This window comes from Anaerosacchariphilus polymeriproducens, from assembly GCF_003363435.1.
Lineage (GTDB): Bacteria > Bacillota > Clostridia > Lachnospirales > Lachnospiraceae > Anaerosacchariphilus > Anaerosacchariphilus polymeriproducens.
In genome coordinates this window covers 23873-47721 of sequence record NZ_QRCT01000019.1, presented here as the reverse complement: position 1 = coordinate 47721, position 23849 = coordinate 23873, and the positions used below count along the sequence as shown (strand labels likewise).

23 protein-coding genes are annotated in these 23849 nt (G+C 34.1%); 20 read left to right on the top strand and 3 right to left on the bottom strand.

Annotated elements, in window-relative coordinates; all coding sequences use genetic code 11:
- Window positions 1–2 precede the first annotated feature (2 nt).
- From udp to DWV06_RS07530, 13 genes are all read left to right on the top strand, one after another.
- On the top strand, window positions 3–782 hold the full coding sequence (gene udp / locus DWV06_RS07590; protein WP_115481584.1) for a uridine phosphorylase: 780 nt from the start codon (window positions 3–5) through the stop codon (window positions 780–782).
- A 31-nt stretch (window positions 783–813) separates the two neighbouring features.
- Window positions 814–1653, top strand: coding sequence for a transketolase (locus DWV06_RS07585; protein WP_115481583.1), 840 nt, complete (start codon window positions 814–816; stop codon window positions 1651–1653).
- A complete protein-coding gene (locus DWV06_RS07580) occupies window positions 1641–2588 on the top strand; it encodes a transketolase family protein (protein ID WP_115481582.1) in 948 nt (315 codons plus the stop codon). Before DWV06_RS07585 ends, DWV06_RS07580 begins: the two co-directional genes overlap by 13 nt.
- A gap of 12 nt (window positions 2589–2600) precedes the next feature.
- Window positions 2601–3791 carry a phosphopentomutase gene (locus tag DWV06_RS07575; protein ID WP_115481581.1) on the top strand — a complete coding sequence of 397 codons (1191 nt, stop codon included), beginning with the start codon at window positions 2601–2603 and terminating at the stop codon, window positions 3789–3791.
- A gap of 45 nt (window positions 3792–3836) precedes the next feature.
- A complete protein-coding gene (deoC, locus tag DWV06_RS07570) occupies window positions 3837–4499 on the top strand; it encodes a deoxyribose-phosphate aldolase (RefSeq protein WP_205027755.1) in 663 nt (220 codons plus the stop codon).
- Window positions 4500–4519: 20 nt separating this feature from the next.
- Window positions 4520–5332, top strand: a complete 813-nt coding sequence (locus DWV06_RS07565; RefSeq protein WP_115481579.1) for a purine-nucleoside phosphorylase — start codon at window positions 4520–4522, stop codon at window positions 5330–5332.
- A gap of 14 nt (window positions 5333–5346) precedes the next feature.
- A complete protein-coding gene (locus DWV06_RS07560; protein ID WP_115481578.1) occupies window positions 5347–5955 on the top strand; it encodes a YgjV family protein in 609 nt (202 codons plus the stop codon).
- Between the two features lie 295 nt (window positions 5956–6250).
- On the top strand, window positions 6251–7951 hold the full coding sequence (locus DWV06_RS07555) for a S8 family peptidase (RefSeq protein WP_115481577.1): 1701 nt from the start codon (window positions 6251–6253) through the stop codon (window positions 7949–7951).
- 33 nt (window positions 7952–7984) lie between these two features.
- The gene (locus DWV06_RS07550; protein WP_115481576.1) at window positions 7985–9700 is read left to right on the top strand and encodes a S8 family peptidase; all 1716 of its coding nucleotides are present in this window, start codon (window positions 7985–7987) and stop codon (window positions 9698–9700) included.
- A gap of 394 nt (window positions 9701–10094) precedes the next feature.
- Window positions 10095–10916, top strand: a complete 822-nt coding sequence (locus DWV06_RS07545; protein WP_115481575.1) for a DUF6597 domain-containing transcriptional factor — start codon at window positions 10095–10097, stop codon at window positions 10914–10916.
- Window positions 10917–11073: 157 nt separating this feature from the next.
- Complete coding sequence (locus DWV06_RS07540) at window positions 11074–11844, top strand: EFR1 family ferrodoxin (protein WP_115481574.1); 771 nt, start codon at window positions 11074–11076, stop codon at window positions 11842–11844.
- A gap of 79 nt (window positions 11845–11923) precedes the next feature.
- Window positions 11924–12328, top strand: a complete 405-nt coding sequence (locus DWV06_RS07535; protein ID WP_115481573.1) for a GFA family protein — start codon at window positions 11924–11926, stop codon at window positions 12326–12328.
- Window positions 12329–12414: 86 nt separating this feature from the next.
- Window positions 12415–13698, top strand: coding sequence for a LysM peptidoglycan-binding domain-containing protein (locus DWV06_RS07530; protein WP_115481572.1), 1284 nt, complete (start codon window positions 12415–12417; stop codon window positions 13696–13698).
- A 386-nt stretch (window positions 13699–14084) separates the two neighbouring features.
- Here the strand turns inward: DWV06_RS07530 and DWV06_RS07525 are convergent, their stop codons facing one another.
- From DWV06_RS07525 to DWV06_RS07515, 3 genes are all read right to left on the bottom strand, one after another.
- Entirely contained in the window at window positions 14085–14405 is a 321-nt protein-coding gene (locus tag DWV06_RS07525; RefSeq protein ID WP_115481571.1) for a zf-HC2 domain-containing protein, read from the bottom strand.
- On the bottom strand, window positions 14402–14884 hold the full coding sequence (locus tag DWV06_RS07520; protein ID WP_115481570.1) for an RNA polymerase sigma factor: 483 nt from the start codon (window positions 14882–14884) through the stop codon (window positions 14402–14404). Before DWV06_RS07520 ends, DWV06_RS07525 begins: the two co-directional genes overlap by 4 nt.
- A 677-nt stretch (window positions 14885–15561) precedes the next feature.
- Entirely contained in the window at window positions 15562–16140 is a 579-nt protein-coding gene (locus DWV06_RS07515; RefSeq protein WP_115481569.1) for a TetR/AcrR family transcriptional regulator, read from the bottom strand.
- A gap of 156 nt (window positions 16141–16296) precedes the next feature.
- On the opposite strand from DWV06_RS07515, the gene DWV06_RS07510 reads away from it, so the two are divergent.
- The 7 genes from DWV06_RS07510 (at window position 16297) to DWV06_RS07485 (ending at window position 23837) form a co-directional block, all read left to right on the top strand.
- Window positions 16297–17079, top strand: coding sequence for an EFR1 family ferrodoxin (locus DWV06_RS07510; RefSeq protein WP_115481568.1), 783 nt, complete (start codon window positions 16297–16299; stop codon window positions 17077–17079).
- Window positions 17080–17132: 53 nt separating this feature from the next.
- Entirely contained in the window at window positions 17133–18098 is a 966-nt protein-coding gene (locus DWV06_RS07505; RefSeq protein WP_115481567.1) for an alpha/beta fold hydrolase, read from the top strand.
- A 143-nt stretch (window positions 18099–18241) separates the two neighbouring features.
- The gene (melB, locus tag DWV06_RS07500; RefSeq protein ID WP_115481566.1) at window positions 18242–19639 is read left to right on the top strand and encodes a melibiose:sodium transporter MelB; all 1398 of its coding nucleotides are present in this window, start codon (window positions 18242–18244) and stop codon (window positions 19637–19639) included.
- A 7-nt stretch (window positions 19640–19646) separates the two neighbouring features.
- Window positions 19647–19823, top strand: a complete 177-nt coding sequence (locus DWV06_RS18340) for a hypothetical protein (protein ID WP_155522621.1) — start codon at window positions 19647–19649, stop codon at window positions 19821–19823.
- Between the two features lie 62 nt (window positions 19824–19885).
- Entirely contained in the window at window positions 19886–21466 is a 1581-nt protein-coding gene (locus DWV06_RS07495) for a response regulator transcription factor (RefSeq protein ID WP_115481565.1), read from the top strand.
- Window positions 21467–21469: 3 nt separating this feature from the next.
- A complete protein-coding gene (locus DWV06_RS07490; RefSeq protein ID WP_115481564.1) occupies window positions 21470–23197 on the top strand; it encodes a cache domain-containing sensor histidine kinase in 1728 nt (575 codons plus the stop codon).
- Entirely contained in the window at window positions 23187–23837 is a 651-nt protein-coding gene (locus tag DWV06_RS07485) for a hypothetical protein (protein ID WP_115481563.1), read from the top strand. The genes DWV06_RS07490 and DWV06_RS07485 overlap by 11 nt, the downstream gene beginning before the upstream one ends.
- The last annotated feature ends 12 nt before the right edge of the window (window positions 23838–23849 follow it).

Genomic DNA, 23849 nt, shown 5'->3' with positions numbered 1-23849 from the left:
GTATGCAAAATTATACAGGAGAAATTGGATTACAATATCATGTACAACTTAGATCAGGTGATGTAGGTAGATATGTTATCTTACCAGGAGATCCAAAACGTTGTGCAAAAATTGCAACACATTTTGATGATGCAAAATTAGTAGCAGATAGTAGAGAGTATGTTACATATACAGGATATCTTGATGGAGAAAAAGTATCTGTAACATCAACAGGAATCGGTGGACCATCAGCATCTATCGCAATGGAAGAATTAGTAAACTGCGGAGCAGATACATTTATCCGTGTTGGTACATGTGGTGGTATGGAAATTGATATTAAAGGTGGAGATGTTGTAATTGCAACAGGTGCTATCCGTATGGAAGGGACAAGTAAAGAATATGCTCCAATCGAGTTCCCAGCAGTAGCTGATTTAGATGTAACGAATGCATTAGTAAGTGCAGCAAAAGAATTAGGTTATATATATCATACAGGTATTGTACAATGTAAAGATGCGTTTTACGGACAACATGAAGCAGAAAGACTTCCTGTAAGTTATGAATTATTAAATAAATGGGAAGCATGGAAACGTTTAGGATGCAAAGCATCTGAAATGGAATCAGCAGCATTATTTATCGTTGCAAGTCATTTAAGAGTACGTTGCGGATCTGATTTCTTAGTAGTAGCAAATCAAGAAAGAAATGCTGCAGGATTGGAAAACCCAATTGTACACGATACAGAAGCTGCAATTAAAGTTGCAGTAGAAGCAATTCGTAAATTAATAAAAGCAGATAAAGAAAAATAGTGTGAAACATTTCGCGATAAGGAGAAGTATTATGGCTATTAAGTTAGAGTTGATGATGATAGCGAATGAAATTCGCAAGAGCATTGTGACAGGTGTGTTTCATGCAAAGTCTGGTCATCCAGGGGGGGCATTATCAGCAGCAGATATTTATACATATCTTTTCTTTGGAGAAATGAATATTGATCCAAAAAATCCAAAGAAAGCAGATAGAGACCGTTTCGTATTGTCAAAAGGTCACACAGCACCAGGATACTATGCAACATTAGCACACAGAGGATTTTTTCCAGTAGAAGACATGAAAACACTCCGTCGTGTTGGTTCTTACTTACAAGGGCATCCAGATATGAAACATATTCCAGGAGTTGATATGTCTAGTGGTTCTCTTGGACAAGGTATTTCTGCGGCAGTAGGAATGGCAATCTCTGCAAAGCTTTCAAACGAAGATTACAGAGTATATACATTATTAGGTGATGGTGAAATCCAAGAAGGTCAAGTATGGGAAGCAGCTATGCTTGCTGGACATAGAAATCTTGATAATCTTGTTGTAATCGTTGATAACAATGGTCTTCAAATTGATGGTAATATTGCAGATGTATGTTCACCATACCCAATCGACAAGAAATTTGAAGCGTTCAATTTCCATGTTATCAATATTGATGGACATAATTTCGATGAAATTGAAGGTGCTTTCAAAGTAGCAAGAGCAACTAAAGGACAACCAACAGCTATTATTGCAAATACTGTAAAAGGTAAAGGTGTTTCATTCATGGAAGATAAAGCTTCATGGCATGGAGCTGCTCCAAATGCAGAACAATATGCTGTGGCAATGCAAGATCTAGAAGAGGTAGGTGAAGCATTATGTCAGATGTAAAGAAAATTGCAACAAGAGATAGTTATGGTAAGGCATTAGCAGAATTAGGTGCTTCACATCCAGAAGTAGTAGTATTAGATGCAGACTTAGCAGGTGCTACAAAAACAGCGGTATTCAAAAAAGCATTCCCAGAACGTCACATTGATTGTGGTATTGCAGAAGGTAACATGATGGGTGTTGCAGCAGGTCTTGCGGCAACAGGTAAATTTCCATTTGCAAGTTCATTTGCAATGTTTGCAGCAGGACGTGCATTTGAACAAATTCGTAACTCAATTGGATATCCAAAATTAAATGTAAAAATTGGTGCTACACATGCTGGTATTTCAGTAGGTGAAGATGGTGCTACGCATCAATGTAATGAAGATATTGCTCTTATGAGAACAATTCCAGGAATGGTAATTATCAATCCTTCAGATGATTTAGAAGCAAGAGCAGCTGTACAAGCAGCTTACGAACATCAAGGACCAGTTTACATGCGTTTTGGTAGATTAGCAGTACCTGTAATCAATGAAAATGAGGGGTACAAATTCGAATTAGGAAAAGGTATTGTTCTTCGTGAGGGTAAAGATGTCACAATCTTTGCAACAGGTTTAGAGGTAGCTGAAACTTTAAACGCGGCAGAAAAATTAGCAACTGATGGTATCGAAGCAAAAGTTGTTAATATCCATACAATCAAACCATTAGATGAAGAATTAGTAGTAGCTGCAGCAACGGAAACAGGAAAAGTTGTTACAGTAGAAGAGCATTCTATCATCGGAGGCCTTGGAAGTGCTATCTGTGATGTATTAGCAGAAAAAGCTCCAACAAAAGTAATGAAAATCGGTGTAAATGATACATACGGTGAATCCGGACCGGCGATAGAATTGATAAAGAAATATGGTTTAGATGGGGAAAGCATTTATGGGAAGATTAAAAAATTTTATATGGGTTTATGAAAGGAGACGAAAATGGTAAAATATAAACGAATATTTACAATTGTAGTAGATTCCTTAGGTGTGGGTGCACTTCCGGATTCAGCAGATTATGGAGATGTAGGTGTAGACACTTTAGGGCATATTTCAGAACAAGTAGAGACATTTTCTATTCCTAATCTCCAAAAAATCGGTCTTGCAAATCTTCATCCGTTGAAACAAGTTTCAGCAGTTGAAGAACCTATGGGGTATTATGGATATTTAAAAGAAAAGAGTCTCGGAAAAGATACAATGACAGGTCATTGGGAAATGATGGGACTTCATATTACGAAACCATTTAAAACTTTTACAGAAACAGGTTTTCCACAGGAATTGTTAGATGAATTATCAGAAAGAACAGGCCGTACAATTATTGGAAATAAGAGTTCTAGTGGTACAGAGATTTTAGAAGAATTGGCGGAAGAAGAAATTGCAACAGGACATATGATTGTGTATACCTCGGCAGATTCTGTTCTTCAAATTTGTGGAAATGAAGAAACCTTTGGTTTAGATGAACTATATCGTTGTTGTGAAATTGCAAGAGAAATTACAATGAAAGATGAGTGGAAAGTAGGTCGTATTATCGCTAGACCATATGTTGGAAAGAAAAAGGGCGAATTTAAACGTACAGCGAACAGACATGATTACGCTTTGAAACCATATGGGAAGACAGCACTTGATGCGTTGAAAATAGCTGGTTATGATGTTATCTCCGTAGGTAAGATTTTTGATATCTTTGATGGAGAAGGATTGACAGAGTCGAACAAATCAAAAAGTTCAGTACATGGAATGGAACAAACAATTGACATTGCAAAAAGAGACTTTGAAGGATTATGTTATACAAACTTAGTAGACTTTGATGCATTATGGGGGCATAGAAGAGATGTGCAAGGATATGCAAAAGAAATTGAAATGTTCGATGAAAAATTAGGTGAATTATTAGATGTGCTAAAAGATGATGATTTATTAATTATTACTGCGGACCACGGGAACGATCCTACTTATATAGGAACAGACCATACAAGAGAGTATGTACCATTTTTAGCATACTCTCCATCAATGACAAGAAATGGAAAATTAGAAACAAGCGAAACCTTTGCTGTGATTGGAGCGACAATAGCAGAGAACTTTGGAGTGAAAATGCCAGAAGGGACAATTGGAAATTCTACGCTTGAAAAGCTTTTATAGTAAAAAGGAAAAGAAAATTGTGGAAAGAAAGGAAGAAGAATATTTATGAAAGATATATTAAAAACAGTAGATCATACACTTTTAGGTCAAACAGCAACTTGGACTGAAATGAAACAAATTTTAGATGATGCAATGGAATACGAAACAGCATCCGCATGTATTCCAGCAGCTTATGTAAAACGTGCTGCAGAATATGTAGAAGGCAAATTACCAATTTGTACAGTAATTGGTTTCCCAAACGGATATAATACAACAGTTGTAAAAGTATTTGAAACAAAAGATGCAATTGCAAATGGTGCTGAAGAAATCGATATGGTAATCAATATTGGTGATTTAAAAGATAAAAGATATGATGTGATTGAAGAAGAAATTCGTGCAATTCATGAAGCTTGCGCAGGTAAAATCTTAAAAGTAATCATTGAAACATGTCTTTTAACAGAAGAAGAAAAAATTAAAATGTGTGAAATCGTAACAAATGCTGGTGCAGAATATATTAAAACATCAACAGGATTTTCTACATCAGGTGCAACCTTTGATGATGTTGCATTAATGAGAAAATATGTTGGAGCAGATGTGAAAGTAAAAGCTGCTGGTGGTATTACATCATTTGTAGATGCAGAAAAATTTATTAGCCTTGGAGCAGATAGACTTGGTACAAGTAGATTGATTAAAATTGTAAAAAATACAGACACAGGTGCTGGATATTAAAAATAGAGAGGCGTGGAGAGATGTATAACAAATTATTAGCTTGCGTAAATAGCGTAAAAGAAAAAGTGGATTTTCAACCAGAAGTAGGGATGATTCTTGGTTCAGGACTTGGTGATTATGCAAATGATATCGAAATCGTTGATACAATCGAATATACAGATATCGAAGGATTTCCAATTTCGACAGTAAAAGGACATGCAGGCCGTTTTGTATTCGGATATGTTGGAAAAATTCCAGTTGTGATTATGCAAGGACGTGTTCACTTCTATGAGGGATATCAAATGTCAGATGTTGTTCTTCCAACACGTCTTATGGGGATGCTCGGCGTGAAGAAATTGATTTTAACAAATGCTGCAGGTGGTTCAAATGAAAATTACAAACCAGGAAATTTTATGATGATAACAGACCATATTACGACAGGTATTCCTAGCCCGCTCATTGGACCAAACTTGGAAGAATTAGGGCCTAGATTCCCTGATATGAGTGAAGTATATAGCAAACGTTTACAAGAAGTGATTCGTAACAGCGCAAAAGCATGCAACATTGAATTACAGGAAGGTGTTTATGTACAATTCTCAGGTCCGAACTATGAAACACCAGCGGAAATACGTTTGGCACAAAGATGGGGTGGAGATGCCGTTGGCATGAGTACAGCTTGTGAAGCAATGGCGGCTCGCCACATGGGAATAGAAGTGTGTGGAATCTCTTGCATTACAAATATGGCTGCAGGTATTTCAAAAGTGGAATTAGACCACAAAGAAGTACAAGAAACAGCAGATCGTGTTTCAAACGACTTCAAAAAACTTATTACAAATATTGTTGAGAATATGTAAGGAATAGGAGAAATATGGATACACAGATTATTGAAATCATTGGTTATATTGGTTCTATACTTGTAGTAGTTTCCATGTTAATGTCATCTGTTGTAAAATTAAGAATCGTAAATACAGTTGGTAGTGGTATTTTTGCAATCTACGCATTAATTATTCAGTCCTATCCGACAGCACTTATGAATTTCTGTTTGGTTGCAATTAACGTTTATAATCTTAGCAAATTACTAAAGAAGACAGATAAACATTATCAATTGGTAAATAGCAGCTCAAACGATAGCTTATTACAACATTATTTGGACTACTACAAGGAAGACATAAAAAGCTATTTTCCTCAGTTTAACAAAAATTCAGATGCATGTGATGTGGCATATATTGTGTGCTGTGATGCAACACCAGCTGGATTATTCTTAGGAAAAAAAGCTAAAGATGGCAGCATTGAAGTTAAAATGGATTATGCGATACCAACATATAGAGATTGTTCGGTAGGAACATACCTGTATAGAAAATTGAGTCAGGCTGGAATTGAAAAATTAACTTATACAGGTTTTTGTTCGGAGCACGTTTCCTATTTGAATAAAATGGGATTTGAAACACGTGGTAATGATTATGTGAAGCACTTATAGTATGATTATCCTACATTTCATCTACTATTTTTCATGATTCAACTAAATTAAGAACATGTCGTGAGAACGTTCGTTTTCAAGTTATTTGAGAATGGACGGTCTCTTTTTTAAAATTACTTAAATCTTCTTATTCAATCTAAGTTATACTGCGTTGGATGAAGGTGATCCTGATTAGTCAAGTTTTTTGCTAACAATTTCGTAAGGAATAATATAGTTTTCTTTTCATGTAATAAATAGTGAAGATGACGTATAAAATGAGGTAAAGTTACTAACGAAATACAAGGAGAATATAGATATGATACCAGAAACGGGTGAAAGAATATTCAACAATGACTATGTCGATTTGTTTATCCATTTTCCTAGGGATCTAGAATATTTTGAACGTTTTACGGATGCTACTGTCCAATTACTAGATCTTATGACTGCCGTTGTACGAATCCCTAGTACCTATCTGGATAATAGCACCATCTCTAAATATGGATATAGTGCTGTTCCAATATTATCTGGAATTGTTGATCAGGCAGACCTCGAAGCTTCTGGAATTACACGATTAAGAAATATTCCTAATTTAAATTTGAGAGGTCAAGGCGTATTAATTGGTATCCTTGATACAGGCATAGATTATACAAATCCAATTTTTCGCTATCCTGATAATACTACAAAAATTGCTGCCCTTTGGGATCAAACTATATATGGTGAGAACTATTCCACCAATACCTATTACGGGACGGAATATACCAGAGAGCAGATTAATCAGGCACTCCAAAGCCAAAATCCATATGAGATAGTACCATCAAGGGATGAAATAGGACATGGTACAATGCTGGCAGGAATTGCAGCAGGTAATGAAGTACCTGAAAAGGGATTTTCCGGTGTGACACCAGATGCAGAACTGGTTATAGTTAAATTAAAACCTGCCAAGCAGAATTTGAAGGATTTTTGGAAAATTCCTACGGATGCCGTTTGCTATCAGAGTAATGATATTGCATTTGCTTTAGAATATTTAGAAATAACTGCGAATAAGCTTGGTCGACCTATGTCTATCTGTGTTGCTTTGGGATCCTCACAAGGTCCGCATGATAATAGTTTAATTCTAAATTATCTTTTATCTTTAAGATCGGAGAATTTAAATTTTACAATTACAATTGCTGGTGGTAATGAAGGAAATGCAAGAAGACACTATTATAGTGTTATTGACCCTAGCATCGGATATGATACAGTGGAACTGAAAGTTGGAAATAATGAAAAAGGTTTCTCTATGGAATTATGGGGAGATTCTCCCGGTCTTTTTGCTATGGATATCACATCACCCTCCGGTGAATATATTAGTCGGATTATACCGCGAGTAAATGAATATTTTAAAGTATCCTTTATCTTTGATAATACAATTATCCTGATAGATTATCAGGTTGTTGAAGCTCAAAGTGGAGATCAGTTAATATTACTTAGATTTTCTGACCCTGCTCCCGGTATCTGGACTTTTCACATTTATGGAAAGGGAGATTTAAGTTTATCCTTTCATATTTGGCTTCCAATGGATGGATTTATATCCGGAGATACATTTTTTTTGAAATCAGATCCAGATACAACACTTCTTTCGTTTGCAAACGCCACAGAACCTATCACGGTCACGTCATATAACACTGCAAATGACAGCCTTTATCTGAATGTAAGTAAAGGCTATACTAGAACAGGAAATATAAAACCAGAGATTGCAGCTCCGGGAGTTAATATTACCAGTCCCAATTTAGACCAAGGCTTTTCACCCGTTTCAGGAACTAGTCCAGCTGCTGCATTTATTTCAGGAGTAGCAGCAATTATTTTAGAGTGGGGTATCGTAAATGGAAATCTACCTTTAATAAAAACTTCAGATGTGAAAGGGCTAATGATAAGAGGTGCAAGAAGAGATCCAACTTTAACGTATCCAAACCAGGATTGGGGTTATGGTATTCTTAACGTATATCATATATTTGAAAGCCTGCGCAGCAGTATATAGCATTAGAAATAGAAGGTTAGGAGGTGTGAAAGTATGACACAGGAAGAAAAGTACAAAATAATTAATAACGATTATACGGATTTATATATTGAACATAACCGTAATGAAAAATTATTGAACCGATTTCCTGGTGCAACAACTCATATTATCAATGCAAGATATGCAATAGCTTATGTTCCTGTTGATATCCTGGATAAGAACTTCATCAGGAAATATGGTTATTCAACACTTCCACGTTTATATGGACTTACAAGCAAGGTGGCGCTAGAATCAACTAGAGTTCATAGGCTTCGAGCAATACCTGGTTTTAATTTACGTGGAAAGGGAGTGCTTGTAGCTATAATTGATACTGGGGTCGATTATACCAATCCTATATTTATTCGTGAAGATGGCACTAGTAAAATTATAAGGCTATGGGATCAGACAATCGACAGTCTAGACCATTACCCTAAAGATACCTTTTATGGCACAGAATATAGTAGAAAACAGATTAACAATGCAATAAAAAGCAGTAATCCCTATGATATAGTCCCCAGTAAGGATGAAATAGGGCATGGAACCATGCTGACAGGAATCATGGCCGGTTCAGAAGTGCCTTCCAGTAACTTTAGTGGAGTGGCATCTGATGCAGATATTATTGTAGTAAAATTGAAGCAAGCTAAAAATAATTTAAGAGACTTTTTTTTTATACCTTACGATGTTCCTTGTTATCAGGACAATGATATCATTTGGGGCTTAGAGTTTATAATTAAAACTGCGAATCAATATAATATGCCCTGTTCTATATGTATTGGCATGGGATCTTCACAAGGAGCCCATGACGGCAGGGGTCCTTTGGATAATGAGATGTATTTTTTTACAATATTTCCGCATTTTGGGTTTAGTTTATCCGCAGGAAATGAAGGAAATAATAAAAGGCATTTTTTTCATACAACGGATCCTTCCATAAGGTATACTACAGTAGAGCTAAATATTGGAGAAAATGAGCCAGGGTTTTCAATGGAGTTATGGGGGGGCCTTCCAAACACCTATTCCATTGATATGTTATCTCCATCAGGCGAATATATACCAAGAATAACTGAGAGTTTACGTTTCAATATTGAGATTAAATTTATATTTGAAGAAACAACAATATTTGTTGATTACAATCTAGTTGAAACTAATACCGGTGATCAGTTGATCCTATTACGATTTAGTAAACCAGCAGCCGGTATTTGGAGGTTTCGGGTATATAGCCGGGGAAGTGAACCCGGTTCCTTCAATATATGGCTGCCCATGAATGGATTTATTTCCAATCAAACATACTTTTTAAATCCAACTCCATACACTACCATTACCTCTCCGAGTAATACGGCACCTCCCATAACAGTTACTGCTTATAATCCTGAAAATGATCAATTATATAATCAGGCTAGTAAAGGATTTGCCAGAAATGGTGTTATAAAACCGGAGCTTACAGCGCCAGGCGTAAATCTAGTTGTACCAAATTTATCAAAAGGATTTACTACTGCATCTGGTACTGGGTTAGCTGCAGCCTTTACGGCGGGAATAACAGCATTGATGCTGGAATGGGGTGTTGTTAATGGGTATTATCCAAATATCAGTTCTATCCAAATTAAAAAGTATCTTATAAGAGGAGCAAGGAGAAGTCGCCTCCTTCATTATCCAAACCAGGACTGGGGGTATGGAATTATTGATCTATTTAATGTATTTAATACATTAAGATCAAATTTTCCAACAAAAAAGTAATGCCAAAAGTTTGAAAAAAGTTGATAAGTTGTGTTTTGATATAGGATATTATGACTCGTTAATAATTTTAAATTAATATATAGATGTGCCGAAGCAAAAAATCAGTTAACTAAAACTTAGCAGCGTTGACAGTGTCAACCTATTGTCAACGCTGAACAAATCTATTATCATGTAATATAATGACCCCACATGTTACAATATGTAGTAGGTTCTTTTAAATATCGAGATAAAGTGATACTTAATGAAATAGAATAAATTGGCTTTAACAAACAGTGCACACGGAATGCATGTCGAATATGTCTGCAGAGGATTGTTAATCTTGTATTTCATAGTGTGAGTACAGGGATAAAAATTTAATGCCTATTAGGATTAACAAGGGAAGGGGAGAGTTGATATGGTGATAAAACAATTTGGACCTCCTGATTTGCTGCAAAACTTAATAGATTATACGTGGGTGGTAGAACCTAATTTTCTTCATGATGAAGAGCAGATAGATACTATTATGCCTCTAGGTCATATAAATATTATTTTTAATTATGCATCAAATTATATGCTCATTAAAGGGAAAAAAGAAATATTAATCCCGAATGCTGCGATCATCGGTCAGATCAAAAGTGCAAAGCGTGTAAAATATGGGAGAAAGTTAGATCAGATAGGTATTTCCTTAAAACCGGCAGGGTTTAGTTCACTGTTTAATATACCGGGTATTGCAGTTACAGAGCGAATTATGAATGTAAATGAAATTGACGTGACATTTCATGAATTGTATCATGAAATCAAGGAGATAAATGGCACTGAGGAAAAAATAAAAAAAATTTATGAGTATCTCGAATCTAAAATGGTTTCTGAAAAAAATTCCGAGCTTATATGTGAAATGACTACCTATGTTGAGTGCAATTGTGAAAATCTGAATATTGTTGAAATGGCTGAGTTCTTCTGCATCTCAATAAGTGCACTCGAGAGGTTCTTTAAAAAGAATGTTGGGTTGACACCAAAAACATATGGAGATATTTTCAAATTTAGAAAAAATGTTGAAGATAATGTACGAAGAAAGAATATGCAAAATTATTACTATGATCAATCCCATCTGATTAAAAAAGCTAAAAAGTTTTCTGGTAAGACGGTTAATGAATTGAAAAATGTAAAAAAAGAATTAACACTCCAACATCTACTAAATAGTAATGAAATAATTGATACAGACAAAATAGACCAATAGAATCATTAACGCCGATTTTTTACAATACAACCAGACTGCCAAATTGATAAGATTATTATATATCTTAAAAATGAAAGGGTTGGTTGAAAATGCAGATTAGTATGATATATGCAAGTGCGCTGATGTTTATTAATGTTATTGGGAGGTCTGTGTAATTATGTTGTTGAGAAAACCGATTATAATTTATTATTTTTCCGGGTCAGGAAATACACTTCTTATTGCAAGAAAAATGAAAGAGGCTTTTGAAAACCAAAAATTCTTTGTAACATTAAGAAAAATATCTGCATCTGGAGCTGTTGAATTGGAAGAGGACTGTCATTTGGGAATTGTGGTTCCAGTTGCTGTACAGTCAACTTTTCCAATCGTATGGGATTTTATTGACAGACTGCCAGAGGGGAATATGAGACAAGTATTTTTTGCAGATACTATGGAAACCTTTTCAGGTGGCATTGTAGGACCAATGAAAAAATTTCTGGAAGCAAAGGGATATAGCTGTATAGGGGCATATGAATTTAAAATGGCAACAAGTATGCAAACATCGGACAAGAAAGCTGAAATAGGGAAAGAAAAAAATAAAATGGCTTTGCTTAAGGTGGAAGAATATGTTCAGTCGCTCATTGACGGAAGTGCCAAATGGAAACGGATACCAGTTTTATCGGATGCAATGAGATTGATATCCAAGGGACGTTCCATTTGGACAAAAACTAGTGAAAATATAAGGATTGACCACGATAGATGCATCAAATGCCGATTGTGTGAAAAATTCTGCCCTGTAAACGCAATCCAATTAACGGATCAACATATGAAAATACAGCATAAACAGTGTATCTCTTGTATGAGGTGTGTAAATTACTGCCCTCAAAATGCTTTTAATTTAGGTGAAAAACATGTGATTCAAAAAAAGGTTGCTAAAGTAAACGAATTGTAGTCATAGCTCTGATAAATTATAGAATGGTTAAGCACTGTTAATGCCTGTACAAAATTGAATTGTTGAAAGGAGATTTGTTATGAAACATAAAGGATCATGTCTTTGTGGTGAAGTCACTTTTGAGATTGAAGGGGAATTCGAAAATTTTTTTCTTTGTCATTGTGAGAGATGTCGTAAGGACACAGGTTCAGCTCATGCGGCCAACTTATTTTCATCTTCAGCAAAGTTAAAATGGCTGTCTGGTGAAGATAAAGTTAAAATTTTTAATTACCATTTAGAAGGTCATATAAAAAGCTTTTGTTCCAATTGCGGATCGGCACTGCCCAATATTCAGTTTGATGGAAAGCTACTGGTTGTTCCAGCAGGATGTATTGACAGTGATATAAAAATGAAACCACAAGGACACATCTACTGTGCGAATAAAGCAAGTTGGGATAATGACTTAGATATCTTACCAAAATATGATGGACTCCCTGATACTTAAATATTGTGAGACTGTTTTAATATTATTCTACTTTTTTTTTATTATCATATAATTATAACAAAATATTGTGTAAGTTCAAGGTGATTATGGATATATATATTGTTCAACAAGGAGATACGCTCAATTCTATCTCTGATAAATATGGAATTACGGTTGAAAAATTAATACAGGACAATGGATTGATATTTCCATATAACCTAGTTACAGGTCAAGCTATAGTTATTGCAGTTCCTAAGCAGGTATATACCGTAAAAGAGGGAGATACTTTACAAAATATCGTAGATACCTACAATGTGTCACTTATGCAAATATTGAGAAATAATCCATTCCTTTCTGATCGGGAGTATATAAATCCAGGAGAAACCATAGTAATCAGTTATAATACAAATGGTAGCGTTACCACGAATGGGTTTGCTTATCCTTTTATTGAACAAAAAACATTACTTAAAACCTTACCTAATTTGACTTATATATCTATATTAAATTATCAAGTTACAGAAGAGGATGGCCAGGTTTCATTTCAAGATGATAGTGAAATATTAATGAAATCAAAAGAATATGGTGTACTCCCTCTCTTGGTGCTTACTACATTAACCCCTAAAGGAGTGCCTACTTATGAAGCTTCAATGAGAACTTTACTAGATAAAGAATTCCAAGATATATTAATCAATCAATATGTAGAGAAAGCATATTCTAGAGGATATTATGGCGTAAATGTAATATTTAGTTTTTTAAATGAAGTAACTCAATCGCTCTACTTAGATTTTGTAAAAAATATATCATATCGTGCAAAGCAAAAGAAACTGCTACTATTTATTAGCGTTAATTACCAGATTGCTGAAAATAATAATAATACTGTATTTGAAAAAGTAAATTATACAGAATTTAGTAAGTATATAGACGATTTTATATTCTTAAGCTTCGTGTGGGGTACAAATAATAATCCACCAGCACCTGTTTGTAACATTTACTACATTGGGATACTGGTTGATTATCTAATATCTATAGATGTGCCAAAGAGTAAAATTAATATTGGTAAACCTGTTATTGGATATGATTGGAAATTACCGTATATAAATAATGTAACAAGTGCTAACTCACTTAACCTTTTTTCTGTATTAAACGTAGCTTATGAGAATAGTTCTATAATCGAGTTTAATGAAGTATCACAAACGCCCTATTTTTACTACTATAGAAATCTTGGTGATGTACATATAGTTTGGTTTCTAGATTCGAGAAGTTTTAATGCTATAGATAAACTAATTATCGATAAGAGTCTTAATGGTAGTGTGATTTGGAATACTATGATTTATTATCCACAACTATGGATAGTAATATACTCCCAATATGATATAATAAAATTAATTTAATTATTCAGAGGCTCAAGAAGAACTTACTTTTTCAGGTACTTCAGCGCGAATCCAATAAGTGCTGTTTTTGAACCTTGAAAAATGTTAGAATTAAGGATTTTTATTTTAGTTTTTCCTTTTGAGAGCAAACACAGAATAAATACTGTTTATTCTGAATTTATAACTTTACCTAAAATAAAACTAAACATTAAAATAAAGGAGAACTAATATTGTGAAAATTATAGATAATATAACAGAATTAATCTGTTAGTACTAAAAAATACAATTCAGCAACCAGATATCTTTCAAAAGGGAACTGATTAAAGGTTCTAATTATGCTCAGTACATTCAACTTTTTCCCTCCTTATATCTGCTTGTAGTATCAAATGTACTACTCCGGTTTGCTATTAAGCTATTTTAATTCCAACGAAAATGTAAATTATTAAAAGAATTACAATTACGGTAACGAGTGTAAAAAAAACACCTTTCAAAACGGATTTAATCATTCCTTTCCTCCAACTCTTTGATAGCTTCTGCACTACCTCTGCTTCTGCAAGATTTTCAGCTCTGTTTGTAATAAGCAACTCGTTATCCATTGCCTGTAATTCACTACGGCAGCTTTCACACTGCTGAAGATGTTCTTCGACCATGTCTTTACTATCTTTGCTACAAACGCCATCATGGTATAGCGGTAGCAAATCTTTAATAATTTCACAAGAAATATTCATATCATTTCCTCCTGTAATTGTTTTTTTGCTCTGTAATAAATTAGTCTTGCCCAGCTGTCCGTTTTACCGAATAACTCACCTATTTGAGAGAATGGCAAATCGCCAAAAACTCTTAAAGTAAAAACCTCTTTATATGGCTCGCCAAGATCATGTAATAGAAAATGTAATCTTTTAGCAGTCTCCCTATCAAGATATGATTTTTCTATATCAAAGCTTGGGTCAGGATATTCAGTATCAATTTCCGGGGAAAGTCTCTTTTCCATTTTATAATAAGAAAAATAAGTGTTCTTTGCAATTTGGCAGAGCCACACATATAATTTGCAGTTGCCATTAAACTTTTCCATGTGACGCATTGCCTTAAAAAATGTTTCTTGCGTAATTTCCTCGGCGATAGTTTCATTTTGAGATAGTGACAAAATGTATTTATAAACATCGGAAAAGTATTCCGCATATATTTTTTCAAAATCGGGCGTCTGCACTGTATCACCTCCTGTTCATCTATAAGACTTCGCAATTCTAAATCCGTTTCAAAAGTTTTTAATATTTTAAAGATTATTAACAAGCTTCTACTAATCCTTTGGTATCAGTCACATATGACTTATACGGGAAATGCTTTCTAAGTTATTTTATGCACATAATTTTTGTATTCATCTTTCTGAAATCCATACTTTTTGCAGCCTTAGGACAAGAGTTGTATTCCATACTCTTACCATCTGCCCTTTCGTAATAATCTAATTATAATTGTATATGGGAGTACGGATAATAGCAACAAACTGTATGTGAATATAGTGGAGTATGAAAATATGATGGTTACAGAATTACTTTCCTTTTATATGCTACTCATTTATATAAGGCAAGTAGTTTCTTGCAATCATGAAGTTGAATTTCAGAAAAAAGCAAAAGTGGGCAGATGTAGGAAAGGCTACTAAGATATCTATAAGATACTCAAAAAGCAAAAGCTGAAGGCTCGCTACTTTATTGACTTTATAATACCAATACCCATGAGATGAATACTGAGAAAAATAGTAGTACAAAAAATGTTATAGATTATTTATTTTTTTAATGATTATTGGTAGCTGAGCGAAGATAAATTTTCAGTTACAAAAACAAAAGCAAAAACGGTTATATTGCTACTTTGCGTAATACAATCAAACAGTTAGATTAAAATACCGTGTAGAAATAACTGATGTAAATAGTTTACTTCTTCTTTATAATTTTCAGGAGAAATATTTATGGTGTTAATAGCAAAAATAAATTTGAGTATTAGTGCTGTTGGGATTAATGAGTCAATATATCCTGCATTTTTGCCTGCTTCGATATATTGAATATATAAATCTGTTTGCAGCTCTTGAACTCCTTCTGATATAAGTTTCATAAAATTTTCATCTGCTGTTGCAGAGGTAGATAGATAGGCAGAAAGCAAATTATTTATATCTGATGTACATAAAGAGAGAGCGGTAGATAGTTTATCTAAATACGGAAGTTCAGTATCAAGGAGTGCGTATGCTTTGTCTATTGTTTCCTGGACAATTGACTTTACGCATTCTATGACAAGAGAATCTTTGCTACCAAAATAATTGTAAATAGATACTTGGGATACATGAGCAACAGCAGCGATTTCTTTAATACTGGTCGATACAAATCCTTTTTCTAAAAAAAGTTTATTTGCGGATTTGATAATAGCATTTTTTTTCTGGTTTGTCCGAATTTCATATTTACTTAGAATTTGTTCCATTGTAAAATACTCCTTTTATATTTATTTTTTACTATTATAATACATGTTTTGAAATTTGAATAGATATATTTCAAAAATATGTTGACAATGGAAGAAAACTATTATACTATTGTTTTGAAATAAAAGAGCAAATATTTCAAAACATAGGAGAGTCGAATGAAGAGTATAATATACTATTTTAGTGGAACAGGCAATAATTTTGCGATTGCAAAGGAGATTACAAACAGGTTAGGCGATTCTACATTATTACCAATTAGTGGACTATTAAATAACAAGATTATTCCAGAAGAATATGAATGGGTAGGGTTTGTTGTACCAAGTTATTTTTCTCATGTTCCACCATACGTAGAAAAATGTATGAGAGATATTGTTTATAGTGAAAAGCAAAAAATATTTTTAGTAGTGGGATGTGGTGGAAACAGGGGACTTAGTATTCAAGATATGCGAAAACATGTAAATAATAGTAATAAGGATGTTGCTCTTGAGTATATGATTACTCTTCCCGGTAATTATATTCTCTCTTATGGAGCATTTCCTATATGGTATCAAAAATTGTGTATAAAGCTTTCTTGTCGGAAAATTAGAAGGATTACAAGAGATATTACAGATAATAGGATAAGAAAAAATCTAAACAAAGGCATTTTTTATAAAGAAAAATACGAATCGGCATTACAGCAATCAATCGCAAAATTTTCTATAACAGGAAAGCAATATAAGGTGAATGATAACTGCAGTTCTTGTGGTAGCTGTATGAAAATCTGTCCAACAGAAAATATTTCGATGTCAAATGGTAAAGTAGAATTTGGTAATGGATGCAGTCAATGTATGGGATGTATTCAATGGTGTCCGCATAATGCTATAGATTATCAAGGAAAGGCGATAAATAGAAAAAAATATCACCATTTAAACATAAAGAAATATGAGATGTTCATAAGATAATTTTTAACATTAACTTTAGAATTGCACTACAGGATAATTTAGGAGGTAAAAAAATGAATGAAAAGCTCTTCATAGAAATCAATGGGTCAAAGCAAGGCATGTTTTTGCGGAGCGAAAATACTGAAAACCCTGTGTTGCTATATTTACATGGAGGAGCTGGCTCCCCCGAAATTGCATTTGCTGAAAAATACCCGACTGGCTTAGAAAAGCTATTTACTGTTTGCTGGTGGGAACAAAGGGGTAGCGGAATATCATATAACCGTAAAATTACTCCGAAAGAAATGACACTTGAACAGTTGGTTTCGGACACGATCGAGGTGACGAATTATTTACGCAATCGCTTTGGAAAAGAAAAGATATATCTTATGGGACATTCATGGGGTTCTTTGTTGGGTGTGATTACGGTTAAGCAACAACCTGAGTTTTTTCATGCTTATATAGGCATTGGACAAGTAGCACAACAGGAGCGGTCAGAACGTTTGGCATATACATATATGCTTGAGGAATTTTGCAAGTCAAACGACAAAAAAATGATACGACAACTAAAAAAATTTCCAATTGAAACTGGTGGCGACATCAGTATAAAATATCTTGCTGGAGTGCGGAGTGAAGGCATGAATAAGCTTGGTATCGGTGTTATGCGAAGCATGGCATCAATGCTGGACTTTGTTGCAATTGTGCTTAGATATAAGGGGTATACTTTAAGTGAAAAGTTCAAATTTCCGCAAGGCAGCAGCTTTTCTCTTAAATATTTGTGTGATAGTATGATTCAAATGGATTTAATAGAGCAGGTACCCTGTTTGCAGGTGCCTGTGTATATTTTCCAAGGTAGGTACGACTATCAAGCATCTTATGTAGTCGCAAAGGATTTTGCAACGGCGCTAAAGGCTCCCATAAAAGGTTTCTACACATTCGAAAATTCTGCACATAGCCCTTGTTTTGAAGAGCCTGAAAAAATGTGCAATATTTTACGCGTTGATGTTTTGCAAAATCAAGTAAGTTTATCAGACAAGATATAATTGTTTCACCTTATCGTGGAAGAATGAAATAGAATTTCAAATGTTTTAAGTCGAATATCGAATGTCAATTAGTTTTTGCTAGTGCTAAACTCCAAGTATAAAAACGGAAATTATACGCAATTGAAACAAAGGAGGAGTAGCACATGGAAACTAAAAACAAAAGTGGAGTTGTGTATCAAGGCAAGATCCCGGGGAGAGTTAAATATACATTTGCATTCGGTGCACTTGGAAAAGATTTGATTTATGGTATGATTGCAACCTTTTCGATGATTTATTTCACAGATATCATCAAGGTTGCACCTGCTTTTATCGGAACAATGTTTTTCGTAGCAAAATTATGGGATGCTTTTAATGATTTATTTATGGGTATGATCGTAGATAATACGAGAAGCCGATTTGGAAAGTTTGTACCTTGGTTAGTTATTGGGACACTTATCAATTCATTTGTATTTGTTACAGTATTTACAGATTTTCATTTGTCTGGCGTAGGCTTGTGTGTGTTTGCATCAGTTGTTTACATACTTTGGGGAATGACTTATACAATCATGGATATTCCATACTGGTCAATCATTCCAAATTTAACATCAGATCCGCAAGAAAGAGAAAAAGTATCTGTATTACCAAGAATTTTTGCTAGCATTGGTCAGTCACTGATTATCGCAGGTTTTGGTGTACAGATTATCAAAGGCTTAGGTGGAGATTACACAGGATATCATCGTTTTGCACTTATTATAGCAGCTACATTCATTTTCACAATGGCAGTATGTGTAATCAATTTACCTAAGGTTCAACAGGATAGTGAAAAGAAAGAAAAGTTAAAGTTTAAAGACATTTTTACCGTCATAAAGAAAAATGATCAGCTGAGATGGGCAGTGTTGCTGATTCTTTTATATAACGTAGGAATTCAGGCTATTATGGGGGTTGCAACTTACTATTTCTGCTATGTCTGCAACAAAGTGAGTATGCTTTCTGCATTCATGATTAGTGCTTCGGTAGCAGAAGTTGTAGGACTAATGGTATTCCCTAAAGTAACAAAGATTTTATCAAGAAAGAAAGCGTTCTTATTAGCATGTGTGCTTCCACCAGTTGGACTCCTTTTACTTCTTATAGTAGGTATTGTGTGTCCATCAAACGTTGTATTAACTGCAATCTCAGGAATTATTGTTAAGATAGGAACAGGCTTGGAACTGGGGTGTGCAACGGTATTTCTTGCAGATGTTGTTGATTATGGTGAGTATGTATTGGGGGCGAGAAATGAAGGCGTAGTATTCTCGCTTCAAACATTGATAGTAAAGTTTACAGCGGCATTCACATCTTTATCAATTGGATTTGTATTACAGTTAACCGGATATGTACCAAATGTGATACAGTCAATGGCAACACAAAATTCGATTAGAGTACTTATGTGTGTAGTACCTACAATTGGTATCATTCTTGCCTATGTAGTATTTAAAAATAAGTATAAATTAGATGACGCTTTCATGAAAAAAGTTGTAGCAAAGATCTCTGGAAATGGAAATGATTCAGAAGAAGTAATTTAATAAGCAAATGGATAGATACATACATCATCCATCTGCAGACCTTCATCATATCAAAAAAGAAAATATTGGTTTGATTGAGGTTATGGGACTTGCGGTTCTTCCAGCAAGTTGTGTAAGGCAGTCGATTTCTATTGTTCTGGTAGTCGACGTGCCTTGCTTTGTTATGGCGGTTTTGTTATGGTGAAAGTGGAATTGATTAAGCAAGAGTAGCCAGTTTGATGTTATATAAATTTGGAGAGTGTAAGATTGAGAATATTTAGTATTGTTTTAGCAGATGATGAACAAAAAATTCTATATGGAATGAGAAATGGAATTGAATGGGAAGAACTTGGCTTTACCGTTGTGGGAACAGCACAAAATGGTAAGGAAGCCCTGGAACTTATTGAAGAGTATCATCCGGATCTTTTGATTAGTGATATCAAGATGCCATTTATGGATGGGATGGAATTGTCAAAAACGATTCATGAAAATTATATGAATACCAAGATTATTCTTTTTTCGGGTTGGGATGATTTTGAATATGCAAGGATGGCAATTAGTTACGGTGTTTCAGAGTATATAATGAAACCAATTAACTATGACGAAATGAAGCGATTGCTGCTTCATATGTATGCCGAATTTGAAAAAGAATACGATGAAAAAATCAATCGTCAGAGACTGGAAAATGTATATAAGGCAAGCTTGTCATTATTCCGTCAGCGTTTTTTTTCACAGTTGGTGACTGGTACAATTCGACCTGAAATGATTGAACAGAATGTACAGAATCTTGATTTGAACTTTTCATCCATATTTTATTTGGTTGCAGTAAAAATTAGAAATGATAATTCAGATGATGTACTTTCTGAATTATCAATAAAAGAGACAATAAGAGAAGCGCTTGAAAAGGTTTCTGTTGTACATGAATTTAGTATGTACGATAAAGAATTGTATCTGTTGTGTACAAACAAATTGCATAATATTGAAAAAATAACAAAAACCTTAGAAGAGACCTCTGTGTTGATTGAGAAAATCTTTTCTTCTTCAATATCTTGTGGAATTGGTTCGCACTGTCGTGAATTTGAAGATATTCCAAACATGTATACGCAGACCATTGAGGCGTTGGAATATAATCTTGTTATAAAGGGTGAGTGTTATACATATTACAATGATATCCTGCCACTTGCTAAGAAAGTTAATGATTGGTCAGGTGAGGTTGGTGCAATTGAGCATATTATTACTTCTTGCACAGAAGAAGAATTGTGGCTGGAAGTAGAGCGTATCTTAGAAAAAATACACCAGGCACATTACAATCTAAATGAATACCAGGTTGTGATTCTGGAAATTGTATTTGCTATCGCAAGACTTTATAAGAAATATCAGATTACGACGGATGAGGAGTTTTCAGGATCCAAGAAAATGGCTGTGAAAATTCTTTCATTGGACACAGGGGAAGAACTGGATAATTGGCTGGCAAACTATTGTATGCTGATTCGCAGTCTGATACAAAAAAAACAGATAGATAATAACACAATTTTAGTAGATAAAGCGAAGACTTATGTGCAGGAATATTTTGCAGATCCTGGACTTTCAGTAGAAGTTATTTGTTCAGAATTACATGTGAGTTCCTCTCATTTTTCAAAGATTTTTAAACAGGAAACAGGAATGACTTTTTTGAATTATCTGATTGGAATTCGAATGGATGCGGCAAAGCGATTATTAGAAAAAACTGATTATAAGAGCCATGTAATCGGTGAAATGGTAGGGTATTTGGAACCAAACTATTTTAGTTATGTGTTTAAGAAAAATTGTGGTGTATCACCAGCAAAGTATAGAAAATCAGGGGAATAATTGATGCGAAAAAGAAGAGTCAGCGTTAGAATTTTGCTTCCGCTAATAATGTCTATTTCTATAGCTGTGTGTATTCTTACATGTATGTTATTGTTTTCTCATTATCTTTCAGTATTCATCGTGGATAGCGCAGAGAAAGAGGTGAAAAAACAGAAGGAGGCATTAGCTCAAGGAATTGAACAGGAAATTGAAGATATAAGTGATTTAATAAATACAATTTATTACCAGAACATTAAGATCAATGATTTCTCGGATGAAGAATTCAGCAAATTGTTGTGCAACATTTTTAATGATAACAGCGATCGTGTTTATAGCATATCCATCTATGATATAGATGGAAACTGTATTTTTAATACACGTAAGGATAATGAGAAAAATGTTGTAAATAAGGTGTGGTTTAATAATTCCGTTGAGAATATAGAATCGATTCAATTTGGAGATGATGAATTGGTATGTAATACTTCGGTAAAGAGAGTCATCCCTGTTAGCAAGTATATAGAGTATGCAAGGTCTAATCGCATGAACCAGGGCGTGCTTTGTGTTACGTTTTATACAGACTATATTGAACAAATTCTTAATAACTACGGAAGTACATTAAATGAATACTGCTATTTGGTGGATGCAAATAATGAACTTTTGTATCATCCATACATGAGAGCTATTGAGTCAGATTTGTATGAAGAAAAAACGCTAGAGAAGGTACAAAACATTGAAAAGAATAATATTGTTCGCAATGAAGGTACAAATTGGATTATCTATAAACAACAGTTGGGATATACTGGGTGGAATGTTGTAGTTGTGAATTCGTTGTCTTATATTAAGAATGATAATCTAAATATTTATTATGTGGTTTGGTTAATTCTTCTTATTATTGGAGCTGTTTTGATTACCCTTGATGTGGTTTTACTTAAGAATTTCACAGATCCTATTTATAAATTGCTTCGTACGATGGAATCCTTTGGTCGAGGCAACTATGAAATCAAAGCAGATGAGAATGGTATTGGAGAGTTAAAAGTTCTAAGTGAACAATTCAACGTTATGGCTGAGAAATTGCAGAAGCAGATGGATGAAATTCGTAGGAATGAGCATGAGAAACGAAAGATGGAAAAGAAACTGTTACAATCCCAGATAAATCCACATTTTCTTTATAACACATTAGATTCTATTATATGGATGATACAGAGTGGCGAATATTGCGGAGCAGAACAGATGGTTTCTTTACTAGCAAAATTTTTCCGTATTTCATTGAGCCAAGGTAAGGATATTATTCCATTAAAAAAGGAATTGGAGCATGCAACCAGTTATCTTGCCATTCAGAATATCCGATTTAAGGACAAATTTGAATTCCATGTTCATGCGGATTCTGAATTAACCAAGTACCTCTGCCCTAAATTGATCATACAGCCACTACTTGAAAATGCTATTTATCATGGAATGGAAGGTATGTATGATGATGGGGAAATTGACATCAATGTATATGAGAAAGACGGAATTATTAATATAGATGTAGTAGATAACGGACTGGGTATGACTGAAGATAAAATTGATTATATTATGCATAACAAGGTGGTATCTAGTAAACGTGGGTCTGGAATTGGTGTGCGGAATGTAAATGAAAGAATAAGACTGATCTATGGCGAACAGTACGGAATTTCTATGATCAGTGAACTGGACGAGGGAACTACAGCTAAAATTATGATTCCTATGTTGGAGGAAGTCGATGACAAATAGTAGAAGAAAGCATTTAATTATGCTCATGTTAATTGGATTAATTGCTATCTGTTCAACTCTATTAATGTTAAAAAGAAATAATGAACCAGATATAACAACGATTGCAGTAGTCCTTCCACAAAAAGAGACTATAGCCACTTCTAGAATTATGGATGGCATTCGGGATTATGTTTTGAACAATAGTATAGAGCTGGATGTTTTGTATGTAGAGGAGATTACAGAAGATGATATGAACCAGATTCTTTCAGAAGAAACTAAGAATAATGCAATTGGTACAATAATTATCTATCCAGAGAAATATCTAAAGTGTGATGAGGATTATAGATTAATCAGTGAAAATATTATAGCAATTACGGAGTTTATGCAAAATCAGTTTGGAGTATGTGCATACTTTTCAAATAGCTCTAAGGAAAAGGAGGTATATGATGCACCTCTTTCAACTGAAATATTCCAAGAAATCATAAATGGCATTATTACATATATACATCTAAATAATACTTATGCGTTAGGATATAAGACAATTGAGATGATGGATTTGAATGGCAAAAAAGGGAAACTATCTAATGTTGAAATCAAAAGCGTTAAAGTTGATAAGCAAGTGATAGAAAGTGGCGATTTCGATGAATTGCTGGTGGAATAAGAGGGGTGATAT